The organism is Sphingopyxis sp. USTB-05, assembly GCF_023822045.1.
Classification (GTDB): Bacteria; Pseudomonadota; Alphaproteobacteria; order Sphingomonadales; family Sphingomonadaceae; genus Sphingopyxis.
In genome coordinates this window covers 1,220,446-1,242,309 of the sequence record NZ_CP084712.1, presented here as the reverse complement: position 1 = coordinate 1,242,309, position 21,864 = coordinate 1,220,446, and the positions used below count along the sequence as shown (strand labels likewise).

At 63.6% G+C, this 21,864-nt stretch carries 26 protein-coding genes and 1 pseudogene; 10 read left to right on the top strand and 17 right to left on the bottom strand.

Going from position 1 to position 21,864, the window contains the following annotated elements; all coding sequences use genetic code 11:
- Positions 1-4: 4 nt before the first annotated feature.
- The 4 genes from KEC45_RS05435 to KEC45_RS05420 all read right to left on the bottom strand — a co-directional run bounded on the left by KEC45_RS05435 (position 5) and on the right by KEC45_RS05420 (position 3,607).
- Positions 5-409 carry a hypothetical protein gene (locus KEC45_RS05435; protein ID WP_252171611.1) on the bottom strand — a complete coding sequence of 135 codons (405 nt, stop codon included), beginning with the start codon at positions 407-409 and terminating at the stop codon, positions 5-7.
- A 14-nt stretch (positions 410-423) separates the two neighbouring features.
- Positions 424-831, bottom strand: a complete 408-nt coding sequence (locus tag KEC45_RS05430; protein ID WP_252171610.1) for a DUF350 domain-containing protein — start codon at positions 829-831, stop codon at positions 424-426.
- A 301-nt stretch (positions 832-1,132) separates the two neighbouring features.
- A complete protein-coding gene (locus tag KEC45_RS05425) occupies positions 1,133-2,917 on the bottom strand; it encodes a sensor domain-containing diguanylate cyclase (protein ID WP_252171609.1) in 1,785 nt (594 codons plus the stop codon).
- Positions 2,918-2,995: 78 nt separating this feature from the next.
- Positions 2,996-3,607 (bottom strand): TetR/AcrR family transcriptional regulator, encoded by a 612-nt coding sequence (locus tag KEC45_RS05420; protein ID WP_252171608.1) that lies wholly within the window; start codon positions 3,605-3,607, stop codon positions 2,996-2,998.
- 86 nt (positions 3,608-3,693) lie between these two features.
- Between KEC45_RS05420 and KEC45_RS05415 the strand changes: the two genes are divergently transcribed.
- Entirely contained in the window at positions 3,694-5,136 is a 1,443-nt protein-coding gene (locus KEC45_RS05415) for a carotenoid oxygenase family protein (RefSeq protein WP_252171607.1), read from the top strand.
- Here the strand turns inward: KEC45_RS05415 and KEC45_RS05410 are convergent.
- Both KEC45_RS05410 and KEC45_RS05405 read right to left on the bottom strand, forming a co-directional pair.
- On the bottom strand, positions 5,057-5,917 hold the full coding sequence (locus tag KEC45_RS05410) for an NTP transferase domain-containing protein (protein WP_252171606.1): 861 nt from the start codon (positions 5,915-5,917) through the stop codon (positions 5,057-5,059). The genes KEC45_RS05415 and KEC45_RS05410 overlap by 80 nt on opposite strands.
- A complete protein-coding gene (locus KEC45_RS05405) occupies positions 5,914-6,942 on the bottom strand; it encodes a phosphoribosylglycinamide synthetase (RefSeq protein ID WP_062182131.1) in 1,029 nt (342 codons plus the stop codon). Before KEC45_RS05405 ends, KEC45_RS05410 begins: the two co-directional genes overlap by 4 nt.
- A 287-nt stretch (positions 6,943-7,229) precedes the next feature.
- On the opposite strand from KEC45_RS05405, the gene KEC45_RS05400 reads away from it, so the two are divergent.
- Complete coding sequence (locus tag KEC45_RS05400) at positions 7,230-8,291, top strand: hypothetical protein (protein WP_252171605.1); 1,062 nt, start codon at positions 7,230-7,232, stop codon at positions 8,289-8,291.
- A 121-nt stretch (positions 8,292-8,412) separates the two neighbouring features.
- Here the strand turns inward: KEC45_RS05400 and rplL are convergent, their stop codons facing one another.
- Positions 8,413-8,784 carry a 50S ribosomal protein L7/L12 gene (gene rplL / locus KEC45_RS05395; RefSeq protein WP_062182138.1) on the bottom strand — a complete coding sequence of 124 codons (372 nt, stop codon included), beginning with the start codon at positions 8,782-8,784 and terminating at the stop codon, positions 8,413-8,415.
- Between the two features lie 58 nt (positions 8,785-8,842).
- Complete coding sequence (rplJ, locus tag KEC45_RS05390) at positions 8,843-9,358, bottom strand: 50S ribosomal protein L10 (RefSeq protein WP_062182141.1); 516 nt, start codon at positions 9,356-9,358, stop codon at positions 8,843-8,845.
- A gap of 372 nt (positions 9,359-9,730) precedes the next feature.
- On the opposite strand from rplJ, the pseudogene KEC45_RS05385 reads away from it, so the two are divergent.
- The 5 genes and pseudogenes from KEC45_RS05385 to KEC45_RS05365 form a co-directional block, all read left to right on the top strand.
- Positions 9,731-10,102 (top strand): annotated as a pseudogene (locus KEC45_RS05385) (acetyltransferase); the annotation flags it as partial.
- A gap of 246 nt (positions 10,103-10,348) precedes the next feature.
- On the top strand, positions 10,349-10,903 hold the full coding sequence (locus KEC45_RS05380) for a PadR family transcriptional regulator (RefSeq protein ID WP_252172020.1): 555 nt from the start codon (positions 10,349-10,351) through the stop codon (positions 10,901-10,903).
- On the top strand, positions 10,903-11,220 hold the full coding sequence (locus KEC45_RS05375; RefSeq protein ID WP_062182147.1) for a DUF2218 domain-containing protein: 318 nt from the start codon (positions 10,903-10,905) through the stop codon (positions 11,218-11,220). Before KEC45_RS05380 ends, KEC45_RS05375 begins: the two co-directional genes overlap by 1 nt.
- A gap of 90 nt (positions 11,221-11,310) precedes the next feature.
- On the top strand, positions 11,311-11,835 hold the full coding sequence (locus KEC45_RS05370) for a DUF2975 domain-containing protein (protein ID WP_062182151.1): 525 nt from the start codon (positions 11,311-11,313) through the stop codon (positions 11,833-11,835).
- Entirely contained in the window at positions 11,835-12,044 is a 210-nt protein-coding gene (locus KEC45_RS05365; protein WP_252171604.1) for a helix-turn-helix transcriptional regulator, read from the top strand. The genes KEC45_RS05370 and KEC45_RS05365 overlap by 1 nt, the downstream gene beginning before the upstream one ends.
- A gap of 75 nt (positions 12,045-12,119) precedes the next feature.
- Here the strand turns inward: KEC45_RS05365 and KEC45_RS05360 are convergent, their stop codons facing one another.
- Positions 12,120-13,520 carry an amino acid permease gene (locus KEC45_RS05360; protein WP_062182157.1) on the bottom strand — a complete coding sequence of 467 codons (1,401 nt, stop codon included), beginning with the start codon at positions 13,518-13,520 and terminating at the stop codon, positions 12,120-12,122.
- A 671-nt stretch (positions 13,521-14,191) separates the two neighbouring features.
- Positions 14,192-14,479, bottom strand: coding sequence for a 4a-hydroxytetrahydrobiopterin dehydratase (locus KEC45_RS05355; RefSeq protein ID WP_062182160.1), 288 nt, complete (start codon positions 14,477-14,479; stop codon positions 14,192-14,194).
- Between the two features lie 51 nt (positions 14,480-14,530).
- Between KEC45_RS05355 and KEC45_RS05350 the strand changes: the two genes are divergently transcribed.
- Genes KEC45_RS05350 through KEC45_RS05340 form a run of 3 tightly spaced genes read left to right on the top strand, consistent with a single transcriptional unit; the run spans position 14,531 to position 16,184 of the window.
- Entirely contained in the window at positions 14,531-14,959 is a 429-nt protein-coding gene (locus tag KEC45_RS05350; RefSeq protein ID WP_252171603.1) for a metallopeptidase family protein, read from the top strand.
- On the top strand, positions 14,956-15,540 hold the full coding sequence (gene ccmA / locus KEC45_RS05345) for a heme ABC exporter ATP-binding protein CcmA (RefSeq protein WP_252171602.1): 585 nt from the start codon (positions 14,956-14,958) through the stop codon (positions 15,538-15,540). The genes KEC45_RS05350 and ccmA overlap by 4 nt, the downstream gene beginning before the upstream one ends.
- The gene (locus tag KEC45_RS05340) at positions 15,537-16,184 is read left to right on the top strand and encodes a heme exporter protein CcmB (RefSeq protein WP_062182169.1); all 648 of its coding nucleotides are present in this window, start codon (positions 15,537-15,539) and stop codon (positions 16,182-16,184) included. Before ccmA ends, KEC45_RS05340 begins: the two co-directional genes overlap by 4 nt.
- A 270-nt stretch (positions 16,185-16,454) precedes the next feature.
- On the opposite strand, the gene rplA is transcribed toward KEC45_RS05340, so the two are convergent.
- From rplA to KEC45_RS05305, 7 genes are all read right to left on the bottom strand, one after another.
- Positions 16,455-17,153 (bottom strand): 50S ribosomal protein L1, encoded by a 699-nt coding sequence (gene rplA / locus KEC45_RS05335; RefSeq protein ID WP_056373862.1) that lies wholly within the window; start codon positions 17,151-17,153, stop codon positions 16,455-16,457.
- Between the two features lie 4 nt (positions 17,154-17,157).
- Positions 17,158-17,589, bottom strand: a complete 432-nt coding sequence (rplK, locus tag KEC45_RS05330) for a 50S ribosomal protein L11 (RefSeq protein ID WP_037516054.1) — start codon at positions 17,587-17,589, stop codon at positions 17,158-17,160.
- A gap of 273 nt (positions 17,590-17,862) precedes the next feature.
- Positions 17,863-18,792 (bottom strand): acyl-CoA thioesterase II, encoded by a 930-nt coding sequence (locus tag KEC45_RS05325; protein ID WP_238586678.1) that lies wholly within the window; start codon positions 18,790-18,792, stop codon positions 17,863-17,865.
- A 53-nt stretch (positions 18,793-18,845) separates the two neighbouring features.
- On the bottom strand, positions 18,846-19,382 hold the full coding sequence (nusG, locus tag KEC45_RS05320; protein ID WP_037516051.1) for a transcription termination/antitermination protein NusG: 537 nt from the start codon (positions 19,380-19,382) through the stop codon (positions 18,846-18,848).
- A gap of 34 nt (positions 19,383-19,416) precedes the next feature.
- Positions 19,417-19,614: a preprotein translocase subunit SecE gene (secE, locus tag KEC45_RS05315; protein ID WP_062182171.1), complete on the bottom strand. Its 198-nt coding sequence runs from the start codon at positions 19,612-19,614 to the stop codon at positions 19,417-19,419.
- A gap of 158 nt (positions 19,615-19,772) precedes the next feature.
- Positions 19,773-21,125: an MFS transporter gene (locus KEC45_RS05310; RefSeq protein ID WP_252171601.1), complete on the bottom strand. Its 1,353-nt coding sequence runs from the start codon at positions 21,123-21,125 to the stop codon at positions 19,773-19,775.
- 83 nt (positions 21,126-21,208) lie between these two features.
- Positions 21,209-21,844, bottom strand: coding sequence for a TetR/AcrR family transcriptional regulator (locus tag KEC45_RS05305; protein ID WP_062182176.1), 636 nt, complete (start codon positions 21,842-21,844; stop codon positions 21,209-21,211).
- Between the last annotated feature and the right edge of the window lie 20 nt (positions 21,845-21,864).

The window sequence follows — 21,864 nt, the reverse complement described above, 5'->3', positions numbered from 1 at the left end:
TGGGTCAGGACCTTCCGCTTCCGAACGATCGCGAACTCGATCCCAATCCGCCCCGCGAAACCGCCTGCGACCGGGTCATGCGCGTGTCGGCCGGGCTCGGATAATAGGTCGCGCCAGCCTGGGGCGCAAAAGAGCCCTTGTACCGCGCGTCGTCGATCGTATCGCCGTAAAAGGGAATCGCCGATCCCCGCCCGATATAATAATAGCGGACAAAGCTGCCGCCATAGCTGCGATAGCGGCGGTCGTCGCACTGATCGTCATCGACACGCTGGCCATTCTGGTCGACACAAACCGCGGTATCGCGGTCGGCATAGGCATAGCCGTCGTCCCAGTCGTTGGTCGACGAACAGCCGGACAGGCCCGTCAACGCGGCCGCCATGGCCGTCGTCATGCTCAATTGCTTTTTCATCGCCGCACGCTCCTTTAAGGAACCATGCAGGCGGCCTGAAGCACGCCGAAGCCAAGCCCCATGCCACCGACAAAAATGCCCGACGCGACGCAGGCCTCGGTGATCTTTTGGGAGATCGCCTTGAACAGCAAGCGCGAGATGACGAAGAAAACCGCGAGTTGGACCAGTGCCGCGACCCCGCCCCAGAGCAACATGTCGGGGATACTGACCGAATGGCCGATGACGACCGCCACCGGCACCGCAAATCCCAGGAAAGTTCCGGTAAGCTGCACCGCAGCGGCGCTGTTACCTTCACGAATAAGCGCAAATTCGCGGTGCGGTGTGATCAATACATATAAAGTCAGGAAAGCGACCGCCAGAAGCGCGGCTGCGCCGAAATAGGCCAGAAAATGCGGAACCGTTTCCACGAAATATGAAAACATCGAACTCCCCCTTATTATTCCGGATGTACCGGAAATCAGTCATTTGGCAAAAACACCCGCCAACGACGAATGATCGCAGGCACAGTTATTGGCCGGGTCGCGCAAGTGACTTCACCGAAACTTCAGATTGGCGCGTTGCCGCGTGCCCCTACCCCTGAAATCCCTCTCGCGACTTCCGGCCATGCTTCTGCCGGTCTTTCGGGAACTCCGCAATAGACTTTCAGAAACCTCGGCGGCCGCGCAAAACGATCCCTGCAGAAACGGATTAGCCTCGAATTCGATGCTCCCCAGGCTCCCGCCCCTAGGCCGCGCTGCGCAGCCGGTTCCGCCCTTCGCGCTTCGCGACATAAAGCGCCTTGTCCGCGCGGTGCAGCAGTTCCTCGACATCGGCCTCGCCATCATAGACCGCCAGCCCCACGCTGATCGTTGCATCCGGCAGGTCGTCTTCGGCGGCGGTGCCAGCCTCGACCGCCTTACGGACGCGTTCGGCCACGATTTCGGCGGACTGTGCGCTCGATCGCTGGAGGATGCAGACAAATTCCTCGCCGCCGATGCGGCCGACCATATCCTCGTCGCGGAGTGCAGCCCGGGCGCGCAGCGCGACGCGGCGGATCACCTGATCGCCCGTCGCATGGCCATGCGTGTCGTTGATCCGCTTGAAATGGTCGATGTCGAAAATCGCCACCGCAAGCGGCGCACCATGTTCGCGCGCGCCCGCAAGCGCCCTTTCGAGGAATGCCAGCGTGTGGCGGCGATTGGGCAGGCCGGTCAGCATATCCGTATTGGCCACACGCTCCGCCGCGCTGCGCGCAGCCTCGAGGATCCGAGCATTCTCAACCGTCTCGGTCACGTCCTGGACGGTGCCAAAGATGCCGACCGCCTTGCCGCCGCGGCCGATCTCGATCGACCCGTGCGATTTGACATGCCGGATTTCGCCGTCGGTCCGCAATATCCGCCCTTGAAACTCAAAGGGCTCGCCGGTGCGGACTGCGTCGGCCAGGATTTTCCGGACTGCGCGCCGGTCCTCGGCCACATATTGCCTCACACTATAATCGACATCGACCGGCGCCCCCGGCTCCAGCCCGTGGACGCGATAGGATTGGTCCGACCAGGTGATCGTCCAGGTGACTAGGTCGACGCGCCAATGCCCGACAAGCGCCGCCGCCTCCGCCTGCAAAAGCCATCGATTGCTCTGTTCGACCCGCTTCGCCAGCCGCTGGCGCCCGATCAGCAGCGACGCGAGGGGCAGCGTCGTGAACAACAGCGTAAGCAGATAGAATTGCAGGAACAGCACGCGGGTCTTCTGCACGCCCTCGATCGCCGCGATCGGCCCATAGCCCTGCCCCGTCAGCAGCGACGCGATGATCGTCACGATCAGCATCCCCGCCGCCGCGCCAAAAGGACCGAGCCGGTACGCTGCGGCGATGACCGCGATGCACGGCAGAAAGGTGATGGGAAATTGCGCCTGCGAAAAGGACAGGATGGTCACCAGCCCCGTGACGGTCAGGATCGCGGCAGCTTCGGCCTTCATCCGCATCGTTGCGTTGGCCATTGCGCTTGTGCCGACCATCCGCGCCAGCATCACAACCGGTGGGGTCACGATCAACATGCCAAGCAGCACCGTCGTCAGCCACGACAGGAAAAAGTCCGTGCCTCTGCCCGTCAGCGCCCACGCAATGGCGGCGCTGACGATGCTGGCGGTCAACGCCGCTATGCAAAAGCTGACGACCGACCGCGGCACCATGAACGACAGTTCGTCCGGTTCGCGGCGGCGCAATATCCACAGCGCGAGCGCCGCCTCGCAGCCGTTGGAAAATGTGAAGGCCAGGCAGGAGGCGAGCGGTGCGCCGCCATAAAGATTGGCGCCCAGGCTTGCCGTCGCCATCCCCGCAAAAGCCGATATCCGCGCCGACGCCGGCATCAGGATCAGCAGCGCCAGAAAATAGCCGCTGGGCGGCCATACTGCGGCGATATTGTCGGCGCCCTTCGTGGCGTGCAGCGACAGGCTCGCAAGCAGGAAATATCCCGTTACGGTCAGCAGGAACCAAAAGACCGCTTCGACTCTGGGGGTCAGCGACTGGGTCATGCGATCAGTTAACCGAAAAGGGAAAAATAAACCGCTAATTTTAATACCCACCCGCGCGGGCGGTCGCGGCCGCGGTCGTCAGCCAACCCCGCCAAAGGTCAGGCCGACAACTTCGGTGACCTTCGCCTCATCCCATTCGATGCGCCGATCGAGAATCAGCATCGCCAGACCGTGGACCAGCGCCCAGGCGTGCAGCGCCGCAGTATCCGGGTCTTCGACGCCGGGAAGCGCCTCGCCCACTCCGGCGCGGAGCAGATTATAGGCGACCTCGCCGCCGTCGTTGCTGCCATCGGGGCAGCGTTCGGGCATCTGGCGCGTGAAGCTCAGGCGGAACAGCGCCGGCTCGTCATGGGCAAAGCGGACATAGGCGATGCCCGTCGCCTTAAAGCCCCCGATCCCACCGCCTGCCTTCAGCCAGGCCTGCGCCTGAAGCGCGCCCAGCCGCCGCAGCCCCTCGTCGGCAAGCGCGTCGAGCAGCGCCTCCTTGTCGGGGAAGTGCCGGTATAGCGCAGTCGCGCTGACCCCGACATCGCGGGCGAGCGCGCGCAGGCCCAGTTCGGCGCTGTCGCCCTCGCCCAGCCGCTTGAGCCCCGCCGCGATCACCGCCGCGCGCAGGTCGCCATGATGATAGGCGCCGGCCACCTTGGCGCCGTCGCTTTTTATGTTGACACTGTTATCTTTGTTTGCCATCATGTTGTCACTGTAAACATTTCGAGTCGTCCGCACAAGCCCTACGCTACGCGACACTTTCGCCAACTTCCGTAAGGAGCAATATCATGGCAAGCAACGTCGAAACCCTGATCCGCGGCGCGGTTGTCAAAGGCATCGGCAAGGTCGCCGACTTCAACCGCAAGCGCCTCCCCCGCCCCACCGACGCGCACCCGTTCCTCTCCGGCATCCACAAACCGATGACCGAAGAGGTCACGCTGGAAGGACTGCGCGTCGAGGGCGAAATTCCCGTCAGCCTGACCGGCCGTTATCTTCGCAACGGGCCGAACCCCGCCGCGGCGCCCGATCCAGCCAGCTATCACTGGTTCACCGGCGTCGGCATGGTCCACGGCATCCGCATCGAGGGCGGCAAGGCCGACTGGTATCGCAACCGCTGGGTCCGCGGCAGCGAAGCCTGCGCCGTGCTCGGCGAAGAACTCCCCCCAGGGCCGCGCGCCGACGGCAACGATGCCCCGAACACCAATGTCGTCGGCCTCGCCGGCCGCACCTTTGCGATCGTCGAAGCGGGCGGCAAACCTGTCGAACTCGGCTATGAGCTGAACACGATTGCGCACAACCCGTTCGACGGCACGCTCGCCGGCTCTTACACCGCGCACCCGCATCACGACCCGGTGACCGACGAGATGCACGCGATCACCTATCGCGGCGACGAGCAGAACAAGGTCTGGCACGTCGTTCTCGACAGCCACGCGCAGGTGATCCGCGAGGAAGCAATTGCCGTGAGCGACGGCCCATCCATTCACGACTGCGCGATCACCGAAAATTATGTGCTCGTCTTCGACCTGCCCGTCACCTTCTCGATGAAGATGCTGCTGTCCGGATATCGCTTCCCCTATGCGTGGAATGACGCGCATCAGGCCCGCGTTGGCCTCCTCCCCAGGAAAGGCAGCGGCGACGACATCATCTGGGTGCCGGTCGAGCCTTGCTATGTCTTCCACCCGGCCAACGCCTATGAAACGGCCGACGGCAAGGTGATCGTCGACGTCGTCGCGCACGAGACGATGTTCGCAAGTTCGAAGCGCGGCCCCGACAGCGAAAAGTCGCGGATGGAGCGCTGGACCATCGATCCGGCAGCCGGCACCACGCGACGCGCCGTCATCCACGACCACGCGCAGGAATTCCCCCGCTACGACGAACGGTTGACGACAAAGCCCTACCGCTACACATACACCATCGCAATTCCCGACGGAGTGTCAGCCGAGTGGGCGCTGGCAGACACTCGGTTGTTCAAGCATGACCTGGAGAATGGCACGACAGCCATCCACGATTTCGGCCCCGGCCGTCATCCCGGCGAGTTCGTTTTCGTCCCGCGGAGCGAAATCGGCGCTGAAGATGACGGCTGGCTGATCGGGCTGGTCGTGAACATGAACGACGAGACGACCGCGCTCGTGATCCTCAACGCCGATGACTTTAGCGGGTCACCGCAAGCTGTCGTGCATCTGCCGCACCGCGTTCCTCCCGGCTTTCACGGGAACTGGGTCGCGGATTGACGATATCGGGGCGCTTCATCAGCGCCTCGGTCACCCGCAGCGACCTTTCATTGTCGACATCGATCGCCGTCGCCCCGTTGCTCACCAGCAGCGGGGCGATTTCGACGTCCAGACGGCGCGAAATGCGCTGAAAGATGTGATGGATCGGACCAAGGCCGAACCTGAAACGAAGCAGGTTGATAAGGCCGAACGCCCGCATCACCCGAAAGGGCTTCTTAACGAACTGTCCGCCACCGCGAAACGCCTCTGCCGCACGCTGTGCATTCGGATGCCCAAGCCAATAGGCGTTGCAGTTCGACACCGCGACGTCCGAAAATTCATAAAAGCGCCGCTGGCCTTCGGGATGAACCGCCAGCACATCCTCACGCCGCGCCAACGCGACCCCGGCATCGGCACCCAGCCGTTCCGCCTCGGATTCGATCTCTGCAATCGTTGCAGGGGTGAGCAGGCAATTGTCGGCCGTCGTGATCAACAGCGGGAAGCGCGCCACCCCGGCGACTGCGAGAACCGAATCCGCCAGATTGTCAGCGGCGGGAACGACGATCAGACGGTCGCCGAGAAGATCGACGACCGGATCGTCCAACTCGGCGAGCAACATCGCGTGATGCGTCGAAACGAACACCTGCCGGGCACTGCTGTCGGCGGCGCTTTCCAGAACATGGGCAATCATGGGCCGCCCCGCGACAGGGACAAGGCATTTGTCGGCGACGCCATGCGCGGCGGCCAGCGCATCGACCGTTCCTGGGCGGCGTCCCGCGAGGATCAGGATCGAACCGCTCACGCGGCACTCCGCTGTGCCGCTGCCGGCGCGATCTGGCGGAGCATGCTTTCGGCTACGATCGTTTCGATCAGCGACGCGTGAGTGAAACCCGCCGCGACGGCGGAGCGCGAGAACAGCTTTTCGGACCAGAGATTGCAGTTGAGATTGACCTCGAGCAGCCGGACATCGCCGGTCGTGTGATCGACGCGGAATTCGAACCGGCCATAGTCGAACGGCCGAAAGACATCGGCCATCCGCTTTGTATATTCGACAATCTGCAAAGCGATCGCCGGGTCGTCGAACCGCTTGATGCTGTATCCGACGTTGCCGACCAGGTCGCGCTTTTCCTGATAGGTGCGAAGCTGGGTTGGATCGGCCTGTTCGAAAATCATCATCGGCAGCATCGCCGGCTCGCCGTCCAAAGTGATCACCGGCACCTCGATGTCGCTGCCGTCGATAAAGGGTTCGACGAGCGCATCATGGTCGAGCGCGTGGATTTCGGCGACCGCCTGCGCAAGTTGCCCCCGGTCATGCGCGTCACGCACACCCCAGGATGCGGAGCTGTTGTTCGGCTTGATTACCCAGCGCCGCGCCGGCGGGCAGCGCGAAACATCGACTGGAGCGCCGCGGCGAAATAACGCCCAAGGCGCGGTAGGTACGCCGCGCGCCGCCGCCTCCAGCTTGGTCAGATGCTTATCGTCGGACAGGCCGCGCACGATCGGGGAGGCGCCGAGATATGGCAGGCCATGCTGGTTGCAAAGCAGCGGCAGCAGCATTTCGGAATTGAAGAAGCCACCGCGGTTGAGCAACGGAAAGACGAAATCGGCTGCCGGCCGGTCGAACAGCGCGGCATAGCTGTCGGCGACCAGCAAAGCGATGCCAAGCCCTTCCAGCGTCTCGCGCATCTCGCGGTGATAGATCGCGTGATTGCCATCATCGGCGTGCAGTCCGCCGGTCCAGCGCGCATGCTTGGCAATGAAAAGCATCCGCCGGGTTTCGCGCAGATGCGACGGCAGCCGGGTCGGGACGAGATCGGTCGTTTTCATGCGCGGCGTTGACCACGCGAAGGTTGCTCGGGAATGACGTTTTAGTGACCCCACCGACACCAAAGCGCAAAATCCCTGTCACTATTCGCCCAAAGATCACAGAAAGTCGGACCTCTCCAACCATGGAGGAAGCCCTCCCTGCCGCCGTAGGACCGATCGCAAAACCGGTGCCCGACAGCGACGAATGGCATCGGAATCTTCGCTGCGCCGTTCGGCAGAAACGTTTCATCGTGGAAATCGGCATCATCAGGCAGCAAATTTTGCGGGCGGTTCGTTCGACCTTCACTATGATGAAAAATATCGCCCTCTCCCGCCCCGCCACGAGCGCGATTGCCGCGTTCCTGGCCCTCTCCACCCCCGCCGCATTTGCGCAGGAAACGCCGGCCGCGCCGACGGTCACGATGACGCCCCCCGTGGCTGCACCGACCCCGCAGACGCCGCCCACCGTCGCCGAACCGAGCACCACTGCTCCGGTCGCCGCGCCGCAGACTGCACAGCCGCCGGCGCCGAAGCCTGTCATCCGGGTTCCGCTGGACATTGCCCCCGCGGAGACCGCACCAGCGCCGAAGGCCGCCGAACGCGCCGCCGCTCCGCCCCGGGCCGAACGCGCGACGCCGCGGGCTCGTGCAGCTACGGCCGCACCGGTGGCCTCAGCACCTGTAGAGACTACACCGGTCGCCGATGTCGCACCGGCCGAAGATTTCGCGCCGATTGCCGCACCCATGACGACGGCACCCGAACCAGTTGCCGAGGCCGCGCCGCTGCCCGCAGAAAAGGCTGCTCCGGCCGGCAATGATTTCCCTTGGGAACTCGCTGGCGGTGCTGCTGCCCTGCTGATCGTCGGCGGCATGGGCTTGGCTTTCGCCCGCCGCCGCCGCGTCGAACGCGAATATGTCGAAGACGACTATGAACCCATTGCGGCCGAACCGGTCGTTGCAGCGCCCGCCATGGCCGCCCGAACTGATGCAGGCGAGACCCAACAGTGGGTCACACCAGCCTATGTGCCCCGAGAGCGGGTCGAAACGCCCGCTAGCGTCCCCGCCTTTGCCGCTGCACCCAGCGGCAGCATGGGGCGTCACGAAGCGATGGCAATGGCGGGTCCGACCGAGGACAATCCCTTCGCCACGCTCAGCAAGCGTTTGAAGCGCGCACGCTTCCTCGATCGCCAGGAACGTGTAGCCTACGACGAAACGCTTGCGGCTCAGAAGGATATGACCCGCAAGCCGGTCAGCGCCTGGGAAATCGCCCAGCGCCCTGCGCCGACGATGCAGGAGCAGGAGGTACGCCGCCCCGAGCCCGCGCGTGTCCGCACCTCCACCAGCTTCCGTCCGGGCTATTCCAAGAGCTAAGCCCGACAAACCGCGGTGGTCCCCTCACCGCACAGCAAAAAGGGCGGTGCCTTGCGGCACCGCCCTTTTTCTTTTCGCTGGAACCCGGCCGGACAGGCCGGCCGGAACCCACCGAACCGAATTACTTCAGTTCGACGGTCGCGCCGGCGGCGAGCAGCTTCGCCTTCAGCTCTTCAGCTTCAGCCTTGCTGGCGCCTTCCTTGACGGCCTTCGGTGCGCCTTCGACGAGCGCCTTGGCTTCGCCCAGGCCCAGGCCGGTGATCGCACGGACTTCCTTAATCACGTTGATCTTGTTGCCGCCGTCACCGGTCAGGATGACGTCGAATTCGGTCTGCTCTTCAGCAGCCGGGCCAGCAGCGGCAGCGGCCGGAGCGGCAGCAACAGCAGCGGCGGCCGAAACGCCCCACTTTTCTTCGAGCAGCTTCGAAAGTTCAGCAGCTTCCAGAACGGTCAGCGCCGACAGGTCTTCAACGATCTTTGCGAGATCAGCCATGTTCATTCTCCATCAGAACCGGGAAATCCCGGCAGTAAGTTTCAAGGTTAGTTCGAAATCACGCTGCTTCTTTGGCGGCATATGCGCCAAAAACCCGCGCCAACTGGCCCGCCGGGGCTGCGGCAATCTGCGCAACCTTGGTGGCCGGAGCCTGCACCAGACCGATGATCTTGGCGCGGAGCTCGTCGAGCGAGGGAAGCGAAGCAAGCGCTTTGACGCCATCTACGTCGAGGACCACGTCGCCCATGCCGCCACCAACGATTTCAAGCTTGTCGTTGGTCTTGGCAAATTCCACGGCGATCTTCGCAGCCGAGACCGGATCGGTCGAGGTCGCGAGGGCCGTGGGACCGGTCAGCAGTTCGCCGATACCGGTGTAGGACGTGCCATCGAGCGCGATTTTGGCAAGACGGTTCTTCGTGACGCGAAAGTCGGCCCCTGCATCGCGCATTTGCTGGCGCAGCACCGTCGACTGAGCGACGGTCATGCCGAGGTTGCGGACGACCACAACCGAGGCAGCTGATGCCAGCGTAGCGTTCAGCGAGGATACGGCTTCGGCCTTTTCCGTACGATCCATGCCTATACTCCACTCATCTGCCCGGATGCGTGACGCGCCGAAACGCACACGCCGCCGGGCGGCTAACACACGCAAATGCCGACGCGAGCCAAGGCTCACCTGCATTTGCGCAACGATGTCCGATGGGGTCGGTCAAGACGCGTCGCCTGAAAACAGGCGGGCGACCGAAAAAGACTGTTCCCCGTCTCGGCTGGAAATTAAGAAGGGCAAATCCCCTTCACCAACTGTCTCGGACGGAATTGCCAAGGCCGAGGCCCGGACAACACGGGGGCGCTAATAGCGTCGACAGGCGCGGAGTCAAGGCCGATCCACGATTTCCGTCGTGTTTCCCCGCTTGGCGCAGCCGCTTATGATCGACTAAAGGCCCCGTCCATGATCCGTATCCGACAATCGACACCCGCCGATGGCGAACGCGCCGTTCAGATCTGGTGCGACGCCGTTGATGCGACGCACGACTTTCTGACTGTCGGCGATCGCGCCGCGATAGAAACCGAAGTCCGCTCATTCCTGCCCGCAGCCCCGCTCTGGCTAGCGGTGGACACCGACGACCGGCCGGTGGGCTTCATGCTGCTCGACGGATCGAGCATGGAAGCGCTATTCATCGATCCGGCCCATCGCGGCACCGGGGTCGGGCGGGCGCTGGTGGCGCATGCGCTGGACCGCTACCCGGTGCTCACGACCGAAGTGAATGAGCAGAACGGACAGGCTGTCGGCTTTTACGAGCGATTGGGCTTCGTCGCCGTCGGCCGGTCGGAACTCGACGGCCAGGGCCGTGCCTATCCCCTGATCCACCTGCGCTTCGGTTCGCAAATCTGGCCAAAAGCGCAGGCGCGCGGCGGAAGTTGTAGAAAGTGCCGCGTAACGCGACATCGGCCTCTTGCAAACTTCGCCATAAGATATATCTTAGACGCATCTAGAATCACTCTAAGGAATGAAATGATGATTTTTCACGTAAGAATGGATGGCCGCGGTTGCGGCGGACGGCACGCGATGCATCGCGGTGGTCGCGGGTTCGGACATGGCTTTGGCCACGGTTTCGGCGGTGGCCGTCGCGGCGGCGGCGGCCGAGGCGAGCGCGGTGAACGCCGGCGGATGTTCGACGGCGGCGAGCTGCGGCTCGTACTGCTCAAGCTGATCGCCGACGAACCACGCCACGGCTACGACCTGATCCGCCATATCGAGGAATTGACCGGCGGTAGCTATGCGCCGAGCCCCGGGGTTATCTATCCGACCCTGACGATGCTCGACGACATGGGCCTGATCGAAGCGCAGCAGAGCGACAGCGCGAAAAAGCTGTTCGCGATCACCGACGCCGGCCGTACCGAACTCGAATCCAATAGCGAGATCGTCGAGGCCGCTCTCGCCCGCCTGACCGCGGTGGGCGAAGAAACGCAGCGCACGGACTCGGCGTCGGTCCGCCGCGCGATGGGCAATCTGCGGCAGGTTCTGATGAACCGGCTAGGCGACCGCGATCTCGATAGTGACACACTGCACGATATCGTCGCGCTGATCGACGAGGCCGCGCAAAAGATCGAGCGCCTGTGATGGTGAGCGTGATCGCAAATACGCCCACGGCGCACGCGAGCAAATATCTCCAGCAGCTCTGCAAACACTGGCAGCATAACCTTGCCGTCGAGTTCACCCCCGAACATGGCACCGTGACCTTCCCCAAGGATGCGCGTGGCGCCACCTGGGCAGGCGACGCGCTCGTGACATTCGACGCGGGCACCGACGCATTGTCGGTCCGCATCGACGCCAGCAGCGACGAGCATGTCGAGGCGATGAAGGGCGTCGTCGCAAGGCACCTGGACCGCTTTGCCTTTCGCGAAGCGCCGTTGGCATTCGATTGGCAGGCGGCCTGAGGCCCCTTCCCATCGTCATGGCGGCGATGCGCTGTCGGCCAGCTCACGGCCAATTATCGTTTTTCGATAATCAACCTATCGGAGAACGATATGCCTACCAATCATTCGACCTTGCTGGGCGTAACCCGCGGCCTGCTCTGGCTGATGCTGGCGCTGGTCGCGGTCGCCCTTTTGGTCATCGTCGCGTCAAGCGGCGCGCTGGTCGTGATGTGGCCCGACATCGCGGCAGAGGCGAAGAACAACAGCGTCTTCATCGACGTCGACACGATGCGCCCGCAACTCTTTGCGCTATTCGGAATCCTCGCAGCCATACTTGCGGCCGCCGTCTACATTCTGCGTCAACTACAGGCACTCGTTACGAGCGCGGCGGGCGACCCCTTCATTCCTACCAACGCCCTCCGCCTTCGCCGCATCGGCTGGGCGCTCGTCGCAACGCAGCTTCTCGCCTTCCCGCTCGGCTGGGTGGCCAGCAACATCGCGGTATCGACCAGCACGTTCGCCAACATGGGCGGCCTCGACCTGCAGGGCCTCCTCGCGATCCTGCTCGCCTTCGTCCTTGCAGCGGTCTTTGAACGCGGCGCGGCGATGCGCGACGAGCTGGAAGGGACCGTCTGATGGCGATCGTCGTAAAGCTGGACGACCTGCTTCACGCAAAGCGGATGACGCTGACCGACCTCTCCGACCGCATCGGCATCACGCTCGCCAATCTGTCGATCCTCAAAACGGGCAAGGCAAAGGCGATCCGTTTCTCGACGCTCGAGGCGATCTGCACCGAGCTGGAATGCCAGCCCGGCGACTTGCTGACCTTCGAAGCCGATAGCTGAAAACAGCGCGGCGTAAAACTCGGCCCCGCTCCGCCTCCCCGGTCGGAGCGGGGCCTTTCTTCATTGCGCGGCCGGTCAGCCGACGACGGCGTTCCGGCGGGCGTAGAGGAAATAGACGCCGAGCCCGCCAACGTTCCAGACCAGGAACCAGAGTTGGGTCTGCATCGGCAGGCTGAAGAAAAGATAGATGCAGCCGAGCACCGCGATCCCACCGACCACCCACGGCAAGGGCGTGCGGAAAGTGCGCGGCGCATCGGGCGCGCGGCGACGCATGATCAGCATGCAGATCGACACCGCCGTGAACGCCGCCAGCGTTCCGGCGTTGGCAAGCGCCGCGAGTTCGCCGAGTGGGATGAAGCCCGCAAGCACCGCGACGACCAGCGCGGTAAAGATGGTGATCCGCACCGGCGTCCCGCGCGATGACAGCTTGGCAAGGCTCGCGGGCAACAACCCGTCACGCGCCATGGTGAAGAAGATGCGGCTCTGGCCATAGAAGAATGCGAGGATCACCGTCGGCAGCGCGATGATCGCCGATACAGCAAGATATTGCGCCGCAAGCGGGCTGCCGAGTTCGCGCAGGATCAGCGCCAGCGGCTCGGGGCTGTTGGCGAAACGGGTGTAAGCGACCGCCCCGACCGCCGCGACGGCAACCCCGATATAGATGACGACGCACGCGAACATCGACCCGACAATCCCGATCTTCAGGTCGCGGTCGGGGTTCTTCGCCTCCTCGGCCGCGGTCGCAATCGCATCGAAGCCATAAAAGGCGAAAAAGATGATCGCCGCTGCCGCCATCACGCCGCGCTCGACGCCGTCGGGCCCGATATGCTTGGGGAAGCCATAGGGGCTGAAGGGTTCGAGATTAGCGGCGTTGAACGCCGGGAGCGCGACCGCGACGAACACGACCAGCGCGACGATCTTCACCAGCACAAGGACCGCATTGAGCGTCGCACTTTCGCGCGTACCGACGAGCAACAGGCCCGCGACGACGGCGATGATGGCGATCGCCGGAAGGTTGACGATGCCGCCCAGTTCCGGCCCCTGCATCAATGCCATCGGGAAGCCCGCCCAGGCTTCCAGCAAGGGCGCGGCGTAGCCAGACCAGCCAACCGCGACCGCGCTGACCACCAGCGAATATTCGAGGATCAGGCTCCACCCGACGATCCACGCAAGCAACTCGCCGATCACGACATAGCTATAGGTATAGGCGCTGCCCGAGGCTGGGATCATCGTCGCCATTTCGGCATAGGCGAGTGCGGCGCAGGCGCAGATCAGGCCCGCAATGCCGAAGGAGAGGATGACCGCGGGGCCAGCCTTGTCGGCGCCGACACCGATCAGCGTGAGGATGCCGGTTCCGACGATCGCCCCGACGCCAAGCGCAATCAGGTGCGGCCAGCCGAGCGTCCGCGCGAGTGCCTGCTCACCCTCCCGCCGTTCCGGAACGATCGGTTTGCGGCGAAACAGGCTGTCGGTCATGCGGTGAGGCTCCCTGGGATATTATGCTGTGCTGGCCGCTGCTTGTAAGGTCGCGGATCGGCAGCGCAAGTCGCGCAGTTGGAGAAATGGACGGCCAGTTTGGGGTGGGGAGCTGTCGTTACCCTCTTTGGCCATCGCCCGGCTGAATCCGGGATCGGATCGGCGCAAGGGTCGCGCAATATTTCAAAGTTCAGGGAAGTTCAGTCCTATGAGCGCCCCGATTTGCAAGTTGTAGAGCGCTGATGTGCGCGGCACGTCCGATCGTGGTCGTACCCGTAAGCCAGGCAGCGACCACCTTTTTGTTCACCGAATGAAAGAGCCGGATGAAGGCTGGCACGGCCGGATAATGTAGGAAAGACCTTTTTGGAGGCGATGTCTGTTTGGGGTGGGGAGCGGACGTTTGCTACTATGTTGTACCCCGGCGAAGGCCGGGGCCCAGGGCTCTGGAAAGCCGAGCTGTGCGGATTGCCGCCCTGGACCCCGGCCTTCGCCGGGGCACACATTACCGTCGTTAGTTTCCGGTCGTTTCTTCGCTCTCGTCATCCCGGACTTGATCCGGGATCCCGCTTCCTCGCATCGACCGCCTTCGACTTCAAGCGGGACCCCGGATCAAGTCCGGGGTGACGATATGGAGAGGGTCGCAATCGGTCGACGGCCGTCCTTGCCAGCGTTCAGACCAGCGCCTCGATCGCCTCGGCGAGTTTCGCGTCGCGCTCCGACAATCCGTCGGCATCGTGCGTCGTCAGCAAAATATCGACGCGATTATAGACGTTCGACCATTCGGGATGATGGTCCATCTTTTCGGCGATGATCGCCACGCTCGCCATAAAGCCGAACGCCTGCGCGAAATCATCGAATTTGAACTGGCGGGTGATCGCGTCGCGCACCGGTTCGTGGGCCCATTCGGGAAAACGGGCGAGCAGCGCGGTGCGGGCGTCTTCGTCGAGTTTCTGGACCATGTTTTATCTCCCGCTGGTCAATGTGTCGCGCTCGCCATAAGGAAGGGCGCGATGAGCGACAAGCCTGCCCTTCCCGATTTGCCCGCCGGCTGGACCGGCGGCCCGCCCGACGCCGATGCGCTGTTCGCAATGGCCGAGGCAGCGCTGGCAACGATGCCGGCGGTCTTTGCGCCACATATCGAGGATGTGGTGATTTCGATCGAGGAATTTGCCGACGACGAGATGCTGGCCTCGCTCGATATCGAGCATCCCTATGACCTCACCGGCCTGTACGAGGGCCGCCCGCTGACCGAGCGCAGCATCGGCGAAAGTGGCGGCATGCCCGATCGCGTCACGCTCTATCGCATCCCGATCCTCGTCGAATGGATCGAGACCGGCGAGCGGCTCGACACGCTGGTGCGCCATGTGCTGATCCACGAGATCGGGCATCATTTCGGCTTTTCGGACGACGACATGCACGCGCTGGAAGATATGGCGTGACCGAATTGCTGCGGCTGGACAGCGTGGCGTGCATTCGCGGCGACCGGTTGCTGTTCGAGAATTTGTCGCTGGTGCTGAAGCGCGGCGACGCGCTGTGGCTGCGCGGTCCCAATGGCGCGGGCAAGTCGAGCCTGATCCGCCTTGCCGCCGGACTGCTGCGCCCAGCGGCGGGGACCGTCCTGCGCCGCGAACGCGTCGCGCTGATCGACGAGGCGGCGGCGCTCGACGCCGAACTGCCGCTCCGCCGCGCACTCGATTTCTGGGCGCGCGTCGACACCGTCGATGGCCATAGCGTCGACCGCGCGATGGACGAGATGGCGCTGGCGCCGCTCGCCGAGGTACCGGTTGCAATGCTGTCGACCGGTCAGCGCAAACGCGCCGCGATGGTGCGCGTCATCGCCAGCGGCGCACCGATCTGGCTGCTCGACGAACCCGCGAACGGCATGGATGACGCGGCGCAGGCCCGGCTTGTCGCGGCGGTAGCAAAACACCGCGCGAATGGCGGCGCCGTTCTCCTCGCGTCGCATTTCGCGCTCGGGGTACCGGACCTCATCGAACTCAATATGGGGGCGCTCGCATGACCGCACTCATTGCCCTTTTCTGGCGCGACCTCAGGCGCGCTTGGGGCAGCGGGGCGCTGTGGTTGCCGGTGCTCTTCTTCCTGCTCGTCGCGACCGCCTTCCCGTTCGCCGTGGGTCCCGACGCACCGTTGCTGCGCCGCGCCGGTGGCGGGATGGTGTGGGTCGCCGCGCTGCTCGCGGCGCTCCTGCCGATCGACCGGCTGATCCGCCCTGACAAGGATATGGGCGTCCTCGACCAGCTTGCGGTGCGCGGTTTTGCCGACGAGGTGATCGCAGCCGTGAAAATCGTCGCGCACGCGATCGGTTTCGGCTTGCCGCTCATGATCGCCCTCTTCCCTGCCTCGGCTCTGCTGGCGCAAGACGCGTCGCGTGTCGCACTGCTTGCGACGGGGATCGCAATCGCCATTCCGGCGCTCGCGTCGCTTGCCGTCCTGAGCGCCTCGTTGACCGCGAACCACAAGGGCGGCAGCGCGATCGGCGGCCTGCTGGTCCTTCCCCTCGCGGTGCCGATGCTGATTTTCGGCGCCGGCATGCTGGACCCGTCGGGGCGCGGTGCGGTGAAGCTGCTGGCGGCGACGAGCCTGCTGCTGACGGTCATCGGGCCGTTTGCCGCGGGAGCGGCGCTGCGGGGTCTTCGCGAATGATACGCCAGTCGGCGGCGCATATTTGATCGAGTTTCGCAAATTGGAATGACAGCTTCCGGCCGGAAGCGGACCTCCCCATCATCGTCACCCCGGACTTGATCCGGGGTCCCGCTTGAGGTCGAAGTCAGTGAGCGCGTCAAAAAAGCGGGATCCCGGGTCAAGCCCGGGATGACGGAAGTGGGGGCCGAAGGGCAACTCCTCACCCCATAACCGCTCATAAGAAAAGGGCCGGAGTTTCCCCCGGCCCTTCCCTAATTCAGTGCGTGCCTATCAGGCGCCGGTGACGTCGGCCGTATCGACCTTCACACCCGGACCCATCGACGACGACAGCGCGATCTTGCGGACATATTTGCCCTTCGCGCCGGCCGGCTTGGCCTTGACGATCGCATCGACGAAAGCGTCGAAGTTCTGGCGAAGCTTTTCCTCGCCGAACGACAGCTTGCCGAGGCCAGCGTGGATGATACCGACCTTTTCGACGCGGAATTCGATCTGACCGCCCTTGGCGGCCTTCACGGCTTCGGCGACGTTCGGGGTCACGGTGCCCAGCTTCGGGTTCGGCATCAGGCCCTTCGGACCCAGCGTCTTACCGAGGCGGCCGACGATGCCCATCATGTCCGGCGTCGCGATGACGCGGCCATAGTCGAGGTTACCCGCGAGCATGTCTTCCATCAGGTCTTCGGCACCGACCTTGTCGGCGCCAGCAGCCAGCGCCTTGTCGGCGTTGTCGCCGCGTGCGAACACGGCAACCTTGACGTCCTTGCCGGTACCGGCGGGCAGCGTCACGACGCCGCGGACCATCTGGTCGGCGTGGCGCGGATCGACGCCGAGGTTCATCGCGATTTCGAGCGTTTCGTCGAACTTGGCCGAGGCCAGTTCGCGAACGGTCTTCAGCGCTTCGTCGACGGTGTGCAGCTTCAGCGCATCAACCTTGCCCTCGAGGGCCTTCTGCTTCTTGGTCAGCTTTGCCATCGGTTCAGCCCTCCGTCACTTCGAGGCCCATCGAGCGGGCGCTGCCCTCGATGATCTTCGTTGCCTGTTCGATGTCGTTCGCGTTGAGATCCTTCATCTTGATCTCGGCGATTTCGGCGAGCTTCGAACGTGCGATCTTACCACCGCTGATCTTGCCCGGCTCCTTCGAACCCGACTTGAGGTTCGCGGCCTTCTTGATCAGATAGGTTGCCGGCGGCGTTTTCGTGACGAACGAAAAGCTCTTGTCGGCGAACACGGTGATGATGGTCGGGGTAGGCGTACCCTTTTCCATGCCGTCGGTCGCGGCGTTGAACGCCTTGCAGAATTCCATGATGTTCACGCCGCGCTGACCCAGTGCCGGCCCGAGCGGCGGCGAGGGGTTGGCGGTGCCGGCGGGCACCTGCAGCTTGATGTAGCCGCTAATCTTCTTAGCCATGATGGCCTCCTATCTTTCTGTCGGCCCGCCGTTTCCGGCAGACCTCAAAATTAGCGGTCAAACAGAAGGGCATCACCCCTTCCTCCCGCGCGGAATCACGCCCGTATCTGACGCGAAGTGGCGCCCCTACCTCCGCATGGAGAAAAAAGCAAGGGCAGCAGCGGGGCGAGTCGAGAAATTCGCAGAAAACTGCCTAACTTCACTCGCAAATCACGATCGCGGTCCGATTGTGCCACCGTCATCGAAGCACAGCGGCGCAAAATAGGACCGCGGCTATTCCGCCGACGGGTCGTAGCGGATCAGCCCTTCCTGCACCGCCGAGGCGATCAGCGTGCCGTCGCGGCGATAGATGCGGCCGCGGTTGATCCCGCGTCCGCCGCCGCTCCAGTCGCTGTCCATGACATATACGAACCATTCGTCGACGCGGATGTCGTCGTGGAACCACATCGCATGGTCGAGGCTGGTCGAGAACAGGCCGGGCGTGTCCCAGGTCATCCCGTGCGGCAGCAGCGTCGTCGAGAGCAGCCCCATGTCCGATGCATAGGCAAGCAGCGCGCGGTGGATCAGCGGGTCGTCGCCGACGGGCGAGGAGATGCGGAACCATTCATATTGCATCGTCGCCTTTTCGGACGGCGGCGGGCGGACCGCACGAACCTCGAACGGATGCATGCGCGCCATATGCTCGATGCGCCGGTCGCTGATCTTGGGATCGACCGCGATGAAGTCGGCAAAGTCCCAGCATTCCTCGGGCGGCAGGATGCCCGTCATCGGGATCTGATGCGACAGGCCCTTTTCAGGCGCCTGGAACGAGGCGGTGAGGTTGAAGATCACCTTGCCGTCCTGTCGCACGACGACGCGCCGGTTCGCAAAGCTGCGGCCGTCGAAGTCGCGATGGACGCGGAAATGCAGCGGCTTTGCCTCGTCGCCGCCACGCAGGAAATAGGCGTGAAGCGAATGGACGCTCTTGCCGAGATCGACGGTGCGCGCTGCGGCGACCATCGCCTGCGCGATCACCTGTCCGCCGAAAATGCGCTGGCGACGCGGCTTGGTGAAAGCGGGATAGGTAAATTCGTCGGGCTCGTCCGCCGCTTCGAGATCGAAGAGATGGACGATATGCCGGACGAGCCGCTCGCGATCGACGCTGGCGTAGATTTCGCGCGCATGGGCGGCACGAGCCTGCATCTCTTCGGGAGTGAGGCTCATGACGCGTTCCATTCAGTGGATTTCGCTGGCGCCATCGGAGGCGCCCCGCGATATTATTTGAAGCGTTCGACCTGTTCGAAGTCGAGCTCGACCGGGGTGGCGCGACCGAAGATCGACACCGACACCTTGACGCGCGCCTTTTCGAAATCGAGTTCCTCGACCAGCCCGTTGAAGCTGGCGAAGGGACCGTCGAGCACCTTGACCTGATCGCCGATTTCGTAGTCGACGCGGATTTCCTGCTTCGGACGGGCCGCAGCCTCTTCCTTGCTGTTCAGGATGCGCGCGGCTTCGGCTTCGCTGATCGCCTGCGGCTTGCCCATCGAGCCGAGGAAGCCGGTGACCTTCGGCGTGTTCTTCACGAGGTGATAGACATCGTCGGTCATCGTCAGCTTGGCGAGAACATAGCCCGGGAAGAATTTGCGCTCGGCCTGGACCTTCTTGCCGCGCTTCACCTCGGTGACGGTTTCGACCGGCACTTCGACCGCTTCGACGAAATCGGTGAGGCCCATGCGCTCGGCTTCGGAAAGCACCGAATCGCGAACCTTGTTCTCGAAACCCGAATAGGCGTGAATGATGTACCAGCGCGCCATGTGTGTCCGTATCCTGTCCCTGTAACCGCGGGCGTTAGCGCGCGAGCGACGTCAGCCAGCTGACGATCGCGTTGAAAACCGTGTCGACGCCAAAGAAGAACAGCGAGAGGATCGTCGTCATGATGAGCACCATGATCGTCGTCTGCACCGTTTCGCGGCTCGTCGGCCACACGATCTTGCGGGCTTCGGTACGCACCTGATTGATGAACTCAGCCGGGCTGGTCTTCGCCATGTCGATCGTCCTGTCTCTTTACGTCAATGATCCGGGCCAGATGGGTTGCCGCCCCCTGCGCGTCAAGCGCGCTTCGGGCAATAGTCCGCCCACCCTCCCCGAGCGTGTCGGCGAAAGGCGGAAGGAAAACGGCGCATCTGTCCGAATGAAAGCGGCCTTTACTTGGGCCGTGCGGCGATTGCAAGTGCGGGCTCTGGCGCACGGGCGAGTTCGCGCTGCATGAGAATAAGCAGGCCTACCATGACGATCCAGCTCGCCGTCGGCTGCAGCGCGAAGATCAAGTGCAGTTCGCGCGCAGCCGCCGCTCCATTCTTGGGATCGAAGCCGACGACGTCGAGCAGAAGATAGCTGACCGCAATCGCGGCGGCGACCCCGAACTTCTGCATCAGATTGAGCAGCGCAAAGAGGAAAGCCGACCGATTGCGACCGCAGCGCCCGGCATCTTGCGGGATCAGGTCGGCAAGCATCGAGTAAGTAAAGAGCAGCCCGACAAAGCCCGTCCCGAGCATCAGCGAAAAGCCGACGGCCTGCGCCAGCCCGCGCGGTTCCTGCGCAAGGGTCGTGACGAGCAGGCCCGAAATCAGCAGCCCCATGGCCATCATCATCGGCGGCTTGCCGAAGCGGCGCGCAAGCAGCGTCCAGATCGGCGAGGCCAGCGCCCCACCAATGAAGCTTGCGAAGAGCAGCACCGCACTCTGTCCATCGAGATCGAGCACCGCAGCGGCGAAGAAGACGAACAGCGAGGTCAGCGACCCAAAGGCAAAGCTGTTGAGGAACTGCACCCCGAACAACAGCATCAGCGGCGGGAAGGACAGCGACGCGCGAATCTCGTGCCGCCAGCCGATGCCAGGCTCGGCCACCACCGCACGCGCCGGAACGCGGCGGATCGCAAAAAGCGCGATCGGCACCATCAGCAGGAACAGGCTGGCGTAGGCCATGATCCGCCCCTGCAAGCTGATCCCTGGGATCAGAAGCTGTGCCGCAGCGGGCGCGGCAAAGGCAAGGATCAGCGCGATCTTCGCGAACCAGTCGCGCATTCCATAAAGGAGCGCGCTGTCCGCCGGAGATCGCACAAGCGCCGAACCCCAAGAAAGCTGCGCGACTTCGTAGAGGCTGTAGCTCGAATAAAAGAAGATCATCATCAGGAAAAGCGCCGCGAACGGAAGCCGGTCGCCGACGGTCACCAGCGCCAAGAGCAGCAGCGCCAGGGGTATGAGCGCGATCAGCATCCAGCGCCGGTGCGCGCCAAGTCCGGTGCGGACGCGGTCGACCATCGTTCCGATCAGCGGATCGACGACGCCGTCCCAGATGGTCGTCAGCGAGAAGAGCAGCCCGACGAGGGCCACCGAAATGACACCGCCCTCGGCGATATAGGGCGGCAGATAGACACTGAACGGCAGGCCGAGGATTACGGTCGGCCCGGCTGTCGCGGCATAAGCGGCAACGGTACGCGAGCGCAGCCCCGGCTTTTCGTCGGCATCCGCGGCCGAAGGCAGGGCAGTACTGGCCAAAGCGCGATGCTCCCGAAACAGGAAGTCCCACGCTTTCAGTTATTGACAATCATGTCAACAGGCGCACTCCGGAGCGGCCGCGCTTATCGGACCTTGAAGTGAGAAATAAAGGGCTGGAGGCGCCAGTCGATCTGGTCGTGATCGAGCCAGGTCTCTTCGATCCCCATCAAAGTGTTCAGCATGGAATCGCCGACGACGATATCGAAGAACAGCCGCGCGGCGGCTTCGGGATCATCGAATTCCGCCCTGCCCGTCGCCGCCCACTCGGCGAACAACGCGGTCAATTCATCGAGCGCTGGCACATGGAGGTCGCGGTAAATCTGAAGCGCAAACGCGCGGTCGCGCAAGCTTTCGGAGATCAGCATCCGCATCAGCGCGACGGCGCGCGGCGATTCCATCAATTCGCTCTGGCGATGCGCATAGGCTTTCAGCGTCTCGACGCTCGACAAGGTCCGCGTCGCCTCGTCGTCGAGCGACCGAAGCATCGCTTCGTCGCACCAACGCGTCGCGATGGCATGGAGCAGCCCCTGCTTGTTGCCGAAAAGTTCGTAAAGCGTCGCGAGCGACCCACCCGAGAGCTTGACGATTTCGGCAAGGCTGGTGCGTTCATAACCCTGTTCGAGGAACAGCGACTCCGCCGCGTCCAGAATGGCGCTTTGCCGCCGTTCGCGCGGCGACGGCCTATCTATCTGACATAAATCCGATTCCGGCGTGCTCAATTTGCAGTTCCTCTCACTTG